The 14854-nt window shown below is 68.0% G+C and carries 10 protein-coding genes and 1 riboswitch; of the genes, 4 read left to right on the top strand and 6 right to left on the bottom strand.

Annotated elements, in window-relative coordinates:
- Positions 1–210: 210 nt before the first annotated feature.
- Both AC1DDH_RS00415 and AC1DDH_RS00410 read right to left on the bottom strand, forming a co-directional pair.
- Positions 211–1836, bottom strand: coding sequence for a bifunctional hydroxymethylpyrimidine kinase/phosphomethylpyrimidine kinase (locus tag AC1DDH_RS00415; RefSeq protein ID WP_476954602.1), 1626 nt, complete (start codon positions 1834–1836; stop codon positions 211–213).
- A riboswitch (TPP riboswitch) is annotated at positions 1819–1916 on the bottom strand. It overlaps the preceding gene by 18 nt.
- Positions 1917–2063: 147 nt before the next feature.
- A complete protein-coding gene (locus AC1DDH_RS00410) occupies positions 2064–5333 on the bottom strand; it encodes an Rne/Rng family ribonuclease (protein ID WP_476954601.1) in 3270 nt (1089 codons plus the stop codon).
- Positions 5334–5815: 482 nt separating this feature from the next.
- Between AC1DDH_RS00410 and AC1DDH_RS00405 the strand changes: the two genes are divergently transcribed.
- The 4 genes from AC1DDH_RS00405 to AC1DDH_RS00390 all read left to right on the top strand — a co-directional run bounded on the left by AC1DDH_RS00405 (position 5816) and on the right by AC1DDH_RS00390 (position 8647).
- On the top strand, positions 5816–6487 hold the full coding sequence (locus tag AC1DDH_RS00405) for a vitamin K epoxide reductase family protein (RefSeq protein ID WP_028277864.1): 672 nt from the start codon (positions 5816–5818) through the stop codon (positions 6485–6487).
- 165 nt (positions 6488–6652) lie between these two features.
- Positions 6653–7198, top strand: a complete 546-nt coding sequence (locus AC1DDH_RS00400) for a flavodoxin domain-containing protein (RefSeq protein WP_476856908.1) — start codon at positions 6653–6655, stop codon at positions 7196–7198.
- Positions 7199–7262: 64 nt separating this feature from the next.
- Positions 7263–7985 carry a dienelactone hydrolase family protein gene (locus AC1DDH_RS00395; RefSeq protein ID WP_476954600.1) on the top strand — a complete coding sequence of 241 codons (723 nt, stop codon included), beginning with the start codon at positions 7263–7265 and terminating at the stop codon, positions 7983–7985.
- 41 nt (positions 7986–8026) lie between these two features.
- Positions 8027–8647 carry a hypothetical protein gene (locus tag AC1DDH_RS00390; RefSeq protein WP_476954599.1) on the top strand — a complete coding sequence of 207 codons (621 nt, stop codon included), beginning with the start codon at positions 8027–8029 and terminating at the stop codon, positions 8645–8647.
- A 141-nt stretch (positions 8648–8788) separates the two neighbouring features.
- Here AC1DDH_RS00390 and ndk read toward each other — a convergent pair whose 3' ends face one another.
- The 4 genes from ndk to ileS form a co-directional block, all read right to left on the bottom strand.
- On the bottom strand, positions 8789–9202 hold the full coding sequence (ndk, locus tag AC1DDH_RS00385; RefSeq protein ID WP_018773361.1) for a nucleoside-diphosphate kinase: 414 nt from the start codon (positions 9200–9202) through the stop codon (positions 8789–8791).
- A gap of 73 nt (positions 9203–9275) precedes the next feature.
- Positions 9276–9731 (bottom strand): DUF4233 domain-containing protein, encoded by a 456-nt coding sequence (locus AC1DDH_RS00380; RefSeq protein ID WP_476856911.1) that lies wholly within the window; start codon positions 9729–9731, stop codon positions 9276–9278.
- A 3-nt stretch (positions 9732–9734) separates the two neighbouring features.
- A complete protein-coding gene (locus AC1DDH_RS00375; protein ID WP_476954598.1) occupies positions 9735–11093 on the bottom strand; it encodes a bifunctional folylpolyglutamate synthase/dihydrofolate synthase in 1359 nt (452 codons plus the stop codon).
- Positions 11094–11096: 3 nt separating this feature from the next.
- Positions 11097–14459, bottom strand: coding sequence for an isoleucine--tRNA ligase (gene ileS / locus AC1DDH_RS00370; protein ID WP_476954597.1), 3363 nt, complete (start codon positions 14457–14459; stop codon positions 11097–11099).
- Positions 14460–14854: the final 395 nt, after the last annotated feature.

Genomic DNA, 14854 nt, shown 5'->3' with positions numbered 1-14854 from the left:
AAGCACCGAAGATCTAGAATACGCTAATTTTGCCTTCGGCCGCAAATGAGGCTGGTTCCGGCGGGTAGTCCGTGATAGGCGCCACAACATCTTGATGCAAAGTCCCTGCCAATGTTCTTGGCCGGGATCTTGACCATCTTGAGCTGTGTTGCCGCAACGACTTCCGGAACCGTGCCCCACCATCGTACCGGTAGTCCGGACCAGCTCGCGTCAGGCGTACAGCCGCGGCGCGTCGAAGAAGTCCACTTCGTAGCGCGATGACTGCCGGAAAGCCAGGGCCATGGCCTGCCGCTCGCTCTCCGATGCCCGCCCGGCCGCCGTGTCCGTGTACGCGATGGCCTGCCGGGTCGCGGCGGCGAAGTCCTCGTCGGCGTAGGTCCGCAGCCAGCCGGCGTAGGGGTGCTCCCCGGGGGCGCCACCGGCCAGGAACTCCCGGTGCAGCGTTGAACCGACCTCGGCGTAGAGCCAGAAGCAGGGCAGCGCCGCCGCCACGAGGACGCCATAGCTGCCGGAGACCGAGGCGGCCAGCAGGTGGTCCACATACGCTTTCGTGACCGGGCCCAGGGTGGAGGCCGTGGGGCGGGTGCTGAGCCAGGAACGGTGCAGCTCGGATTCGACTTCCAGGCAGGTCTGCGCCGAACGGGCCCAGAACAGCTGCTCGGCCTCGGTGGGGGCAATCGCCGCGGCCCGGGCCAGGACCCGGGAGTAGCCGTTGAGGTAGATGGCGTCCTGGGCGAGGTAGTACGCGAACTCGTGCTCGGGCAAGGTGCCGTCGGCCAGTCCGCGGACGAAGTCCAGGGCGTAGATCGCCTCAAGATCATCCGCGGCTCCTGCGCGCAGGGCTGCGGCGAACCCCCCCGCCGCCGGACCGTGCCCGGCCTGGAGGTGCTGCAGGTGGTGGAAGTGGTGGACCGGGCCGTTGCCCGAGCCGACGTCCAGGGCCGAGGCTCCGCGGAGCGCGCCCAGCAGCCACGGCTTGACTTCCCGCAGCGCCGCTTCCCAGTCCCCCACCCGGGCCTGCACGGTGGCCATGGCCGAGGACAGGGAGCATCCGGTGCCGTGGCTGTTGCGCGTCGCGATCCGCTCCCCCGGCACCACCACCGTTTCCTGGCCGAGCAGGCCGCCGGTGTTGACCAGCGCATCCGGGCAGCCGGTGCCGGCGGCGGCGTCGTGGCCGTCGGCGTCGTGGGCATGCCCGTCCCCCGGCCCGGCGCCCTGGAGGTGTCCGCCCTTAACCAGGACGGTGGTGCCGGCCAGCGCGGCCAGCCGCTTGCCCTGCGCCAGGGCCTCGGACCAGTCGGCAGCGACGGGTTCCTTGAGCAGGATGGCGAGTTCGGCGAGGTTGGGCGTGATGAGGTCCGCCAGCGGCAGGAGGGCCTGCAGGGCGGCCTCGGCGGATTCCTGCAGGAGACGGTCACCACTGGTGGCGAGCATCACCGGGTCCAGGACCACGACGGCGGGGCGCACCTTTTCCAGCCAGCCGCGGACGGCGTCGATCACGGCGGCGTCACCGAGCATGCCGATCTTGACGGCGTCGATGCCGATGTCGTCGCTGATGGCGTCCAGCTGCGCCGTGAGGAACGCCGCCGGGGGAACGTGGACGGCGCGCACGCCCTGCGTGTTCTGCGCTGTCAGGGCGGTGATGGCGGCCATGCCGTAGCCGCCGTTCGCCGCGATGCTCTTCAGGTCGGCCTGGATTCCGGCCCCGCCGGAGGGATCGGAGCCGGCGATGGCCAGCACGCGGGGAATGCGCGGCGGGGCCGGCAGAGACTCGTTGTGCAGAAAATTGGGCGGGAGGAACTCGGACGGATTCGATCTCGCGGACAAGGCAGACATCCCTTCGCCGGTGCTAACCGGACAGGTTCAACGGGTCTGGATCTCAGCCGGCCCGATGCCCGGCACCCCGTGTCAGTGTTCCAGCCTAGCCCTTGCCACCCGGAGGACCCGTTAACGCACGAGCGGGCCCAGGCCTGGTGGACGTATGTTACGTCTGCCCTGACCCGGACCCGCGGCCCGACCAGTCGAAATAATGACCGGACGGGGACGTGGTCAGTCGCGGAGGACTACAGCTCCGACGCTGGCACGCCGACGCCGAGGATGATCGGCTCGTTGCCGGCCGGGATGGACGCAGGCCCGGCCGCAGCGGGAGCCTTGGCCTCGTGGACCGATCCGGCCGCGGCCGGCCGGGTTGCCTCGCGGTGCTCCACGGAGGTTTCGTTGGCTGCGCCCTGGGCGCGGCTGGCACTCCGGTTGCGGCGCCCGCGGCGGCCGCGCAGCGTCGTGGTGTCAGCTGTGCGTGACGCCGGCGCCTCCGCAGCGCGGACGGCCGACGGCGCCTCGGGCGCCGTGTCTTCCGGTGCGGCAACAGCTGCTGCCTGACCGGCCGCCAGGCCGGCGGCCTGGTCCGGCTTGCCGGCCTCGGCTTCGCCCAGGTTTGCGAAGGCCTCGGTCAGCAGGTCCAGGGTCAGGGCCGGTGACGGCGCGTCCTCCGCGTGCTCGACGAAGGGCAGGGCCACCTGCTCGCCGCCAAACGTCAGCACCGTTGCGGGGCGGCCGGCTGCCTCGTCGGCGGCTGCGAGCTGCGTGACGGCGTCGACGGCGGCCTGGCGGGCCCCGGCGTCGCTGGCTGCGGCTGCCTCCCCGTCGTGCAGGTGCGCGGCGTGCGCTGCGGCAGCGATGTTGGCCAGCGCGGCACGGGTGGCCTCGGCCTTGGCGTGGCGTTCGGCCTCGGTGGGTTCGGCGTGGACGGGCGCGGGTGCGGCCGGCGCGGTCTCTCCGCCCTGGCCTCCCCGGCCGCGGCGACGGCTCTTGCGTTCCGGGCGGGCAGCAGGCTGCGCCTCGGTGCGCGGCACATAGTGCTCCGCGGCGACCGTGTTGGCGCGGCGGTGCTCCACCGGCTCGTCGTGGGTGACGATGCCGCGGCCCGCACATGTTTCGCACTGTTCGCCGAAGACTTCCAGCAGCCCGGTGCCCATCCGCTTGCGGGTCATCTGCACGAGGCCCAGCGAGGTCACCTCGGCCACCTGGTGTTTAGTCCGGTCCCGGCCCAGGCACTCCACCATGCGGCGCAGCACGAGGTCGCGGTTGGATTCGAGCACCATGTCGATGAAGTCGATCACGATGATGCCGCCAATGTCGCGCAGGCGCAGCTGCCGGACGACTTCCTCGGCCGCTTCCAGGTTGTTCTTGGTGACGGTTTCCTCGAGGTTGCCGCCGGAGCCGGTGAATTTGCCGGTGTTAACGTCCACCACGGTCATGGCTTCGGTGCGGTCGATCACGAGCGAACCGCCCGAGGGCAGGAAGACCTTCCGGTCCAGGGCCTTGTGGATCTGCTCGTCGATGCGCCAGGCCGCGAAGATGTCCGTGTCCTTGGTCCACTTCTCGAGCCGGCCCACGAGGTCCGGCGCGACGTAGGTGACGTAGGCCTCGATGGTGTCCCAGGCTTCCTCGCCGGAGACGATCAGCTTGGAGAAGTCCTCGTTGAAGACGTCCCGGACCACCTTGATGGTCAGGTCAGGTTCGCCGTAGAGCAGCTCGGGGGCGAGGATCTTGGTGGACGTCGACTGGCTCTCGATGCCTTCCCACTGCGCGCGGAGGCGGTTGATGTCGTGCGTCAGCTCTTCCTCGGAAGCTCCCTCGGCCGCGGTGCGGACAATGACGCCCGCGTCCTCGGGCAGGCGGTCCTTGAGGATCCGCTTGAGGCGGTTGCGTTCGACGTCGGGCAGCTTGCGGGAGATGCCGGTCATGGAACCGCCGGGCACGTACACGAGGTACCGGCCGGGCAGCGAGATCTGGCTGGTGAGACGGGCGCCCTTGTGGCCGACCGGGTCCTTGGTGACCTGGACCAGCACGGAGTCGCCGGACTTCAGCGCGTTCTCGATGCGGCGCTGCTTGCCCTCGAGGTTGACGGACTCCCAGTTCACTTCACCGGCGTAGAGCACGGCGTTGCGGCCGCGGCCGATGTCCACGAAAGCGGCCTCCATGGAGGGCAGCACGTTCTGGACCTTGCCCAGGTAGACGTTGCCGATCAGGGAGTCCTGCTGGGTCTTGGACACGAAGTGCTCGGCCAGGACGCCGTCTTCAAGGACACCGATCTGGATTCTGTCGTCGCGCTGGCGGACGATCATCTGGCGGTCCACGGACTCGCGGCGGGCCAGGAACTCGGCCTCGGTGATGACGGTACGGCGGCGGCCGGTGTCGCGGGATTCGCGGCGGCGCTGCTTCTTGGCTTCCAGGCGGGTGGAGCCCTTGACGGATGTGACGCGGTTGTTCACCGGCGCCTCGGCCATGGCACGCGGCGCACGGACGCGGGTCACCGTGTTGGGCGGATCGTCGCCTTCCCCGCCGGTCAGCTCGAGGTCCTGGTCTCCACGGCGACGGCGGCGGCGGCGGCGGGAGGTCACACCGTCTTCAAGGATCAACTCGGAGCCTTCGTCTCCCTCTTCTTCGGTGCCTTCCGACTCGGTGTCGGACTCGGCAGAGGTGCGGGTGCGGCCGCGCCGGCCGCGGCTGCGGCGCCGACGGCGGTTGCCGGCGTCCTCGTCCTCGTCGCCTTCCTCGTCCTCGGGCTCAGCTGCTGCGGCGGCAACGGGGGCCGGACGCACCAAAGTGCTCAGGTCCGGGGCCTGGAAGATGACGGAAGTGAGGGCACCCGGTTCCATGAACAGCGACGCGGCCGGGCTTTCCTCGGGCCGGGCTTCCGGCTCTTCGGGCTGGGCTGCGGCGGCTTCCGCGGTGGGTGCTTCCGCCGCGGGGGCCTCTTCGGCCGGGAGCGTTGCTGCGGGTGCTTCTTCGGCCTTCGGGGCGGCCTTGGCACGGCTGGCGCGGCGCCGGACCGGCTTTTCCGCAACCGTCTCTGCGGCCGTTTGTGCGGCTTCTGCGGCGGCAGCTGCGTCAGTGCCAGCTGCTGCGGGGGCCTCAGCCGCGGCAGGTGCGCCGGTTTCGGCATCGCCGGCGAAGGCAGGCAACGGTTCCGGGGCTGCTACCGCTTTCCGGGTCCGGGTGCGCCGCGCGGGCGCCTTGGCCGCAGTCCCGGCGGCAGCAGTTTCAGATACAGCAGCTTCGGGTTCAACAGTTTCAGATCCGGCTGCTTCGACGTTGGCCGACTTACGGCGGCCCCGGACGGGCTCATCTGAACCGGCCGCGTCGGCCAGGGCCGCGGCTTCGGCGACAGCCTCGGCCGCCTCCGCGGCGTTGACCTTGGCGACGGGCGCCTTCCGGCGGGTCCGTACGGCCCTCTTCGGCGCTACCGGAGCCTCTGCTTCAGCAGTTCCCTGCGCTTCCCCGGTGACTACTAGTTCTTCGTTTCCGGCTACTACCTGGTCATTATCCATATGTGGCGACACTCCTGCCCCTGATGCGCCGCCACATTCGGCGCCCCTTGGGGCAAATATGCGTCAACACCCGCAGGCATTGACAGAAGTCAATTGGATACCCTCAGGTTCGCACCGGCAGTGGGGTGCGGCAGCCCTGGAGGGCCGGCGAGATTGTTTTGGAACCCGTTGACCTACACGCCACAACCAGGTGCCGTCCAATGGCATTGCGGGACAGCTGGAATCAGAGGATCCGCAGCTCCCTGCTCATCATTGGCGGTCTTGAAACAAAATCGCCGGACCGGAATCCGGATGTGGATCGGGTTCCAGCCACGATCATTGTCTCACAGGAGCCGTGAAAGCAGGGGCAGGCGGGGCCGGAAGTGCAACAGGTTCGGCCGGGCGCGGCGGCCGGGGCCGTTCTCCGGCGCTGCTCAGCCTCCGGCGTTACAATCGGGGCAAGAAGCACCCGGTCAAGACGACTAAAAAAGGACTCAATTTCCATGCCCAGCATCTCCAGCACTGCCGGCGACGCGACCGTGCACCAACCGGGTTCCGGCCCGGCCCCCGCGGCGCGGCCCCTTCCCACGATGACCCGCGACCGCCCGTTCGCCTGGCTCCTGCTGATCACCGGCGTCATCGGCTGGCTCGCATCCGGGGCCCTGGTGCTGGAGAAGCTGGAGGTCCTGAAGGACCCGAACCACGTCACGGTCTGCGACGTGAACCCGTGGATCTCCTGCGGCCAGGTCATGCAGACACCGCAGAGTTCCGTGTTCGGCTTCCCCAATATGTTCATCGGAATCGTCGCCTTCGCCGTGATCATCACCACGGCCATGGGTATCCTCGCCGGCGCCCGGTTTTCCCGGTGGTATTGGCTGGGGCTCCAGGCGGGCGTGACGCTGGGCTTCGCGTTCGTGGTCTGGCTCTGGTCCCAGGCCCTGTACGCCATCCACATCCTCTGCCCGTTCTGCATGATCGTCTGGGCCGTGATGATCCCGCTGTTCGTCTGGGTGAGCGTCCGGAACATCTCCCACGGCGTGATTGCCCTGCCCGCCGGTCCCACCAAGGTGATCGGCGACTCCGGCTGGATCATTACGGCGCTGCTGTACGTCGCCGTCGTCGCGACGATCTTCTTCGCTTTCATCCAGGTTTTCATCGGAACCTCCGGCTACTAAACGCCCCAACCGCATCGAAGAGACAGTTAAGGCCAATGCTCGCGCTGGGCATTGGCCTTAGCCGTCTCTTCGGTGAGAGGGTCCGGGCCCATGTCGGGACTTATGGCACGACCCCGCGCGCGCAGGTTACATAAGGCTGGAGGAAGGAAGACCGGAGGCCTCTTGATGACTGTTCTAATTGCCTACGCAAGCGCCCTGGGCTCCACCCGGGAGATGGCACAACATATGGCATCCCGCATGGCGGGTGCACTGGGCGAGGTAGAGTGCCGGTCCGTGGAGGACGTCGGGGCCCTCTCCCGCTATGAGGCTGTCGTCGTCGGCAGCGCCGTCCACAACCAGGCCTGGCTGCCCCCGGCTTTGCTGTTCTTCAAACACCACGCCCGCGAGTTGGCCAGTCGGCCCGTCTGGGCCTTCAGTGTAGGGATGGCGGATGCGCTGCCCAAGCCCATACGCCGGCGCGGCGCGGCACTGCAACAGGAACGTCTGGCAGAAGTCCTGATCAAAGAAGTTCCACTTCGAGGCCACAAACTCTTCTCCGGCGTCTACCAGGCAGGCCAGATGCCGGCACCGCTCCGGGTGTTGTTCCGGCTCACCGGCGGCCGATTTGGGGATTTGCGGGACTGGGCGGCAGTCGACGAATGGACGGATCAGATTACGGCCCAACTCGCTAAACCTGCTTCGTCCACGTCTTCAGGCAGCATCACAGGCTAATGCCGTCGGGACTGCGCATCCCGGCCGCGGCGCCCGGCTCGGTGGGGCGTGCACGGGAGGACCCATGACCGTTGTGAGCATTGACGCCGAACGAGGGGACATGCCTGCCTACGCGGCGACGCCGGCCGGTACCGGTCCGTGGCCCGGCGTCGTCGTCATCCATGACGCACTCGGCCTGAGCCGTGACACCAGAGACCAGGCCGACTGGCTGGCCGGCGAGGGGTTCCTCGCCGTGGCACCTGACCTGTTTTACTGGGGCACCAGGACGGCCTGCTTGTGGTCCCTCATCCGCGGCTGGCGGCCCCTCGGTGACCTGGACGTCACCCGCGCCTGGCTGGCCGGACAGGACGGCTGCACCGGCCGGATCGGCGTGATCGGTTTCTGTATGGGCGGCGGGTTCGCCCTCATGCTGGCCCCGGACCATGACTTCGCCGCGGCAAGCGTCAACTACGGCGGACTGGATGACGAGACCGCCCGCGCAATGCCCCGCGCCTGTCCCATCGTTGGCAGCTACGGCGCCAGGGACCGCTGGCCCGGAGTGCGCAAGGTGCCGGCGCGTCTGGAGCCGCTGCTCGCCGAGGCCGGAATAGAGCATGACATCAAGGTCTATCCCGACGCCGGTCACGGCTTCCTCAACAGGCATGGCCCGTCGGACCTCACGTTCGGGGACAAGTTGCTCGCGAAGCTGGTCGCTGCCGGTTACCACGAGCCCTCCGCCGAGGACGCGCGCCTGCGCATCCTCGGGTTCTTCCGGGAACACCTGATCACTGAGGGGGAAGCGCGATGATGCACCCTGCACCGAGGGGATCCCTGCTGGCAGCGGGTGCCGTGGCCGTTTTCACCACCGGATACCTGGCCGTTGCGCGGCCACGCCTGCTTCGCTGGGGTGCGACCGTTGACGAAGCGCGGGGACCTTACCCGGGCGCCGGGTTGATTCCGGGCAGCACCCGAAGCGCGACCATGGCGGTGACCATCGATGCGCCCCCTTCCCGCGTGTGGCCCTGGCTGGTGCAGATGGGAACGGATCGCGCCGGCTGGTACAGCTGGGACCGTCTCGATAATTTCGGGCGCCGCAGCGCAGGGCGCATCCATCCGGAGTGGCAGGACATCGCCATCGATGACCGTCTGGCGGCGAAGCCCGACGGCAGCGAGTGGTGGGCGGTCGCGGCGCTTGAACCCGAGAGGTTCCTGGGCCTGCGTATGTCGGTCGATCTCCGCGGGCGTCCCTTCGACCCGGCACGAACCCGGCCGCGCTATTGCACCGACTCGCTCTGGGGATTCGAGCTGCGGGAGGCCGCGGGTGAGCGCACCCGGCTGGTAGTCAGCGGCTACTGGTCGCTACAGCCACAATGGCTGCAACCCATCCTGAGCATCACCATGCTGGAGCCCGCGCATTGGGTCATGCAGACCCGTCAGTTCTCGAATCTAGTGCGCCTCGCCAGCCGATGAGAGGTCTCCGGACCCGGAGCGGCCCGTGAAGCCCCACCCGCAGCGAGGTGCCAGAGCGCGAGGGGACAGTTAAGGCCAATGTCCGGTACGAACATTGGCCTTAACTGTCCCCTCGGTGGCGGAGGGCGTCCGAAATTCGGGCTAGAACCAGATCTTGATCTCGCGCTCGGCGGATTCCGCCGAATCCGAGCCGTGGACCAGGTTCTGCTGGACCTTCAGGCCCCAGTCGCGGCCGAAGTCGCCGCGGATGGTACCGGGCGCCGCCGTCGTCGGGTCCGTGGTGCCGGCGAGGGTGCGGAAGCCCTCGATCACGCGGTGGCCCTCGAAGATCGCGGCGACCACGGGGCCGCTGAGCATGAACTCAACCAGCGGCTCGTAGAACGGCTTGCCGACGTGCTCCTCGTAGTGCTGCTCCAGCAGTTCGCGGCTTGCGTCGACTTTCTTGAGCTCGGCCAGGGTGTAGCCCTTGGCTTCGATCCGGCTCAGGATGGCGCCGGACAGGTTGCGGGCGACGCCGTCGGGCTTGATCAGGACGAGGGTGCGCTCAATGCTCACAGCTGCTCCAATGTGTTGGGGTGGGATTTGGGTCAAGTCTACGGGGTTCGGGCCAGGTGCCCGGGATGGAGGTTCAGGCGCTCTTTCCCGGCGCGGGGCCCTGGGGGTGGGCCGCATCCCAGTCAGCTTGCTCGCGCTCCCGCTGGGCAGCTTCCCGGTCAATCCGGATGCCGGTCCGGATCCCGTACCACCACGCCACGGCGAAGAGCGCGCCGACGAGGTACATCGCCGGTTCCACGATGCCGCCCAGGATCAGCACGAGCTGCAGGACCCAGCCCAGGGCCACTCCCCACGGCTTCGAGAGGACAGCGCAGGTGAAGACGAAGACCAGGCACAGGCCGATCCCGACCGAGAAGACCAGGGCCGCAGGGTATTCGTTCCGGTGCAGTCCAAAGACGGCCAGTGTGCCGAAGAGCACCACGAACGCTTCCAGCAGCAGGACCGTGGAGGCGAACATGACCTTCGTCGACCGTCGTTTTTTGGGCATGCCCGGGCGCCATTCGCGTTGGGCTTTGGTGAGCTTCGCCATCGCTTAAGCGTCCGCCTTTCCGAGCAGGATCCGGGCGTCCGCGACGAGCGTGATGGAACCGGTCACGAGGACCCCGCCGGCGGGCTCGTCATCGGCTTCGGCCCGTTCCACGGCCCATTCGAGGGCATCATCGAGCTTCCCGGCGACGTGGATGTTCTCCTCGCCGAAGCCCAGGTCAACCGCGATTTCGGCCAGGTCCTCGGCCGGGACGGCCCGGGGCGAGTTGGACTGGGTGAAGCAGTATTCGGTGGCGAGGCCGCCCAGGGATTCCTTGAGCTGGCGCAGGATCTCCTCGGCGTCCTTCTCCCGCAGCACGCCGACCACCACCACCAGCTTGGTGAAGTTGAAGGCCTCGTGGATGGCCTCGGCGGAGACCCGGATGCCCTCCGGGTTGTGGGCCGCGTCCACGATGATGGTCGGCGCGGTGCGGACCACCTCAAGCCGACCCGGGGAGGTGACGGAGGCGAAGGCCTCCTGCAGGATCTCGGCGTCGATCGCCTTTTCCCCGCCAAAGAACGCTTCCAGCGCGGCAATGGCGACGGCGGCGTTCTCGGCCTGGTGCGCGCCGTGCAGCGGCACCAGCAGGTCCTCGTAGCGTCCGGCGATGCCCTGGATGGTGACCATCTGGCCGCCGACCGCGACGGTGCGGGATTCGACGCCGAACTCCACGCCCTCGAAGCGGAACGGCACGTTGACCTCTTTGGCCTTTTCCAGCAGGACCTGGGCCGCGTCGACCGGCTGCGCCGCGCTGATGAGGAAGCTGCCGGGCTTGATGATGCCGGCCTTCTCGTAGGCGATGTCCCCGGTGGTGTCGCCCAGCAGATCGGTGTGGTCCAGCGAGATCGGGGTGACGACGGCCACCTGGCCATCGCCGACGTTCGTGGCGTCGGTGATGCCGCCCAGGCCCACTTCGATCACGGCGACGTTGACCGGCTGGTCAGCGAAGACCGCGAAGCCCAGGATGGTCAGGCACTCGAAGTAGGTCAGCCGGGGCTGGCCCGCCGCCTCGAGTTCGCCGTCCACGATCTGCAGGTAGGGACGGATCTCGTCCCAGATCCGGACGAACGTCTCATCCGTCACCGGGGCGCCGTCGATGCTGATCCGCTCGGTGACCTTGGACAGGTGCGGGCTCGTGTAGCGGCCGGTGCTCAGGCCGTGGGCGCGCAGCCCGGCCTCGATCATCCGGGCCGTGGAGGTCTTGCCGTTGGTGCCGGTGACGTGGATGATCGGGAACGCCTTGTTCGGCTCCCCCAGGATTTCCATGGCCCGGTGCAGCGGGGCGAGCCGCGGCTCCATTTTGTTTTCCGGCGCCCGGCCCAGGAGCTCGGCGTAGACGCTTTCAACGGAGAATTCATCGGTCATGGTTTAGGCTCCAACTTTCTTGGCAACGCTGACCTGCGGGTCCTTGATGTCGGCCGCCAGGGTTTCCAGCTCGACGGTCAGGGTTTCGGTCTTGACCAGCTCCGCGTTGGCCAGCAGCGCCTCGACGACGTCCTGCTTCGCCGTGACGGACGTGCTGATCCGGTCGCTGACATTGAGTCCGGCGTCCTTGCGGGCCTGCTGGATGGCGCGGACCATGTCACGGGCCAGGCCCTCGGCCTCCAGCTCCGGGGTGACCTCGGTGTTGAGGACCACGAAGCCGCCGCCGGGAAGCACGGCGGCCGCGCGTGAGCCTTCGCCTTCCGCGGCCTCGGCCACGACGGTTTCCAGGGTGTACTCCTGCGGTTCGAGGTCGAGGCCGCCGGCGGTGACCACCCCGGCGTCGCTGACCGACCAGTCGCCGGACTTGGAGCCCTTGATGGCCTGCTGGACGTTCTTGCCCAGGCGCGGGCCGGCGGCCCGGGCATTGACCACGAGCTTCTGCTCGATGCCGAACTCCTCCGGGGAGGCGCTCTCGGCGTCCAGCAGGCGGACCGAGCGCAGGTTCAGTTCATCGGCGACGACGGCGGCGAAGCCGCCCAGCGCGTCCGCGCCCGGTGCCACGACCGTGAGTTCCTGCAGCGGCAGGCGCACGCGCAGGTTCGCGGCCTTGCGCAGCGAGGAGCCGGTGGAGCAGATCTGCTGCACCCGGTCCATCGCCGCGACCAGGCCAGGGTTGGCCGGGAACAGTCCGGCATCCGGCCAGTCGGCCAGGTGCACGGAACGCCCGCCGGTGAGGCCGCGCCAGATCTCCTCGGAGATCAGCGGCAGCAGAGAGGCGGCCACGCGGGTGACGGTCTCCAGCGCGGTGTAGAGCGCGTCGAAGGCGTCCACACTCTCGTCGAAGAAGCGCTGGCGGCTGCGGCGGACGTACCAGTTGGTGAGCATGTCCAGGTAGCTGCGCAGCTCGTCGCAGGCGCCGGAGATGTCGTAGCTGTCCAGCTGGGCGGTCATGTTCCGGACCAGGTCCCCGGTGTTGGCCATGAGGTACTGGTCCAGGGTGTCGGCGTAGCCGTCGTAGCGGAGCTTCGCGTCGTACCCGCGCCCGCCATCTGCCGCGTTCGTGTACAGCGTGAAGAAACTGTAAACGTTCCACAGCGGCAGTATGACCTGACGGACGCCGTCGCGGATGCCCTGCTCGGTGACCACGAGGTTGCCGCCGCGCAGGATCGGGCTGGACATCAGGAACCAGCGCATGGCGTCGGAGCCGTCGCGGTCCAGGACCTCGGAGACGTCCGGGTAGTTGCGCAGGCTCTTGGACATCTTCTGCCCGTCCGAACCCAGCACGATGCCGTGGCTGATGACGTTGCGGAAGGCCGGACGGTCGAACAGCGCGGTGGAAAGGATGTGCAGCATGTAGAACCAGCCGCGGGTCTGGCCGATGTACTCGACGATGAAGTCCGCCGGGTTGTGCGTGTCGAACCATTCCTCGTTCTGGAACGGGTAGTGGACCTGGCCGTAGGGCATGGAACCGGAGTCGAACCAGACGTCCAGGACGTCCTCGACGCGGCGCATCACGGACTGGCCTTCTTCCGGAGTGCGGGGGTCATCCGGGTTCGGGCGGGTGAGCTCGTCGATGAACGGCCGGTGCAGGTCCACCTGGCCGGCCTTGTTCAGCGGCAGGCGGCCGAAGTCGGCCTCGATTTCGGCCAGGGAGCCGTAGACGTCGGTGCGCGGGTAGTCCGGGTCGGTGGACTGCCAGACGGGGATGGGGCTGCCCCAGTAGCGGTTGCGGCTGATGGACCAGTCGCGGGCGTTGGCGAGCCACTTGCCGAACTGGCCGTCCTTGACGTTGCCCGGGATCCAGTTGATGTCCTGGTTGAGCTCGGACATGCGGTCCTTGAACTTGGTGACCTCGACGTACCAGGAGGACACGGCGCGGTAGATCAGCGGGTTGCGGCAGCGCCAGCAGTGCGGGTAGCTGTGCTCGTAGCTGGCCTGGCGGACCAGGCGGCCCTGGGCGCGGAGCACCTGGGTGATGGGCTTGTTGGCCTCGAATACCTGCAGCCCGGCGATTTCGGCGAGGTCGCCGTGGCCGAAGAGCGGCAGGAACTTTGCGCCTTCGTCGACCGAGAGGACAACGGGGATGCCGGCCTCTTCACAGATCTTCTGGTCGTCTTCGCCGTAAGCGGGAGCCTGGTGGACGATGCCGGTGCCGTCGGTGGTGGTGACATAGTCGGCCACGAGGAAGCGCCAGGCGTTCTCGGTGCCGTACTTTTCGGCGTCGTGGAAGTAGTCCCAGAGCGGCTCGTAGCTCAGGCCGTTGAGCTCGGCGCCGGTGTGGCGGGAGGTGATGGCGGCTTCCGCGGCGGCGGCGCCCTCGGCCCCGTCGCCGTAGCCAAGGTCCTTGGCGTAGGCGGCCAAAAGGTCGGCGGCGAGCAGGAAGCTGCCCGTGACGGGGGCGTCGGCTGCCGCGGCCTTGATCCCGTGCGGGCCGGCCGGCAGGACCACGTAGCTGATGTCGGGCCCGACGGCGAGCGCGAGGTTGGTGGGCAGCGTCCAGGGCGTGGTGGTCCAGGCAAGTGCCTGCACCCCGGCGAGCTGCCTGGACAGCTCCGACTCCCCCGCCGTGATCGGGAACGTGACCGTGACGGTCTGGTCCTGGCGGTTCTTGTAGACGTCGTCGTCCATGCGCAGCTCATGGTTGGACAGCGGCGTCTCGTCCTTCCAGCAGTACGGCAGGACGCGGTAGCCGTTGTAGGTCAGGCCCTTTTCGTGCAGCTGTTTGAAGGCCCACAGCACGGACTCCATGTACTCGACGTTGAGCGTCTTGTAGTCGTTCTCGAAGTCCACCCAGCGCGCCTGGCGGGTGACGTAGCTCTTCCATTCGTCGGCGTACTTCATCACCGACGCGCGGCAGGCGTCGTTGAATTTGTCGATGCCCATGGCCTCGATCTGGGTCTTGTCCGTCATGCCCAGCTGCTTCATGGCTTCCAGCTCGGCGGGCAGGCCGTGGGTGTCCCAGCCGAAGCGGCGCTCCACGCGGCGGCCGCGCTGGGTCTGGTAGCGGCCCACGAGGTCTTTGGCGTAGCCGGTCAGGAGGTGGCCGTAGTGCGGCAGGCCGTTGGCGAAGGGCGGGCCGTCGTAGAAGACGAACTCGTTGGACCCGTCCTGACCAGCATCCCGCTGGTCGATGCTCGCCTGGAAGGTGCCGTCCTGGTCCCAGTATTTGAGGATGCGCTCTTCGATCTCCGGGAACTTCACGGAGGCAGACACACCGGAGGTGTTGGAAACTGCGTTGGAAGCCGCGTTTGACGCAGAGGTGGTGGAGCCGGCGCCTGTGGCGGAGGCCTTGGGGTAATAAGTCATCTCGACATCCTGGGTTGAGCTGGTGAACACATGCATTCAGGATGCGAGGACGGCCCTGTTGTCTTCCGACACCACGGACCGCGGTACCACCTCACTTACCGCCACCGGTCCGCTCCCCTTCGCGAAAGGTTCTGCACCGGCGTCGGCCGCTCATTACTGCTGTGACGGGCTTACCCGTCCGGTTCTACTGGCCCGTGCACGCACCGTGGCGACTAAATCTCCACCTCACGCGAGGGTGTTCTTCCGGAAGCTCACCGGTGATGGCCGGGTCAAAGCTGCTACGTCGATGGTACCGGAGAAAATAGTGCGTTTCACTGCCCCGCTGCAGAGACGGGCAGTGCGACTGCATTTCACAGCTACTAACTCCGCTGTGAGGGGCGACGCCGGCGGTCCGA

It is taken from the genome of Arthrobacter sp. 10T425, assembly GCF_056393985.1.
The sequence above is the reverse complement of the archived record's forward strand: the minus strand, read 5'-3'. Positions and strand labels throughout refer to the sequence as shown.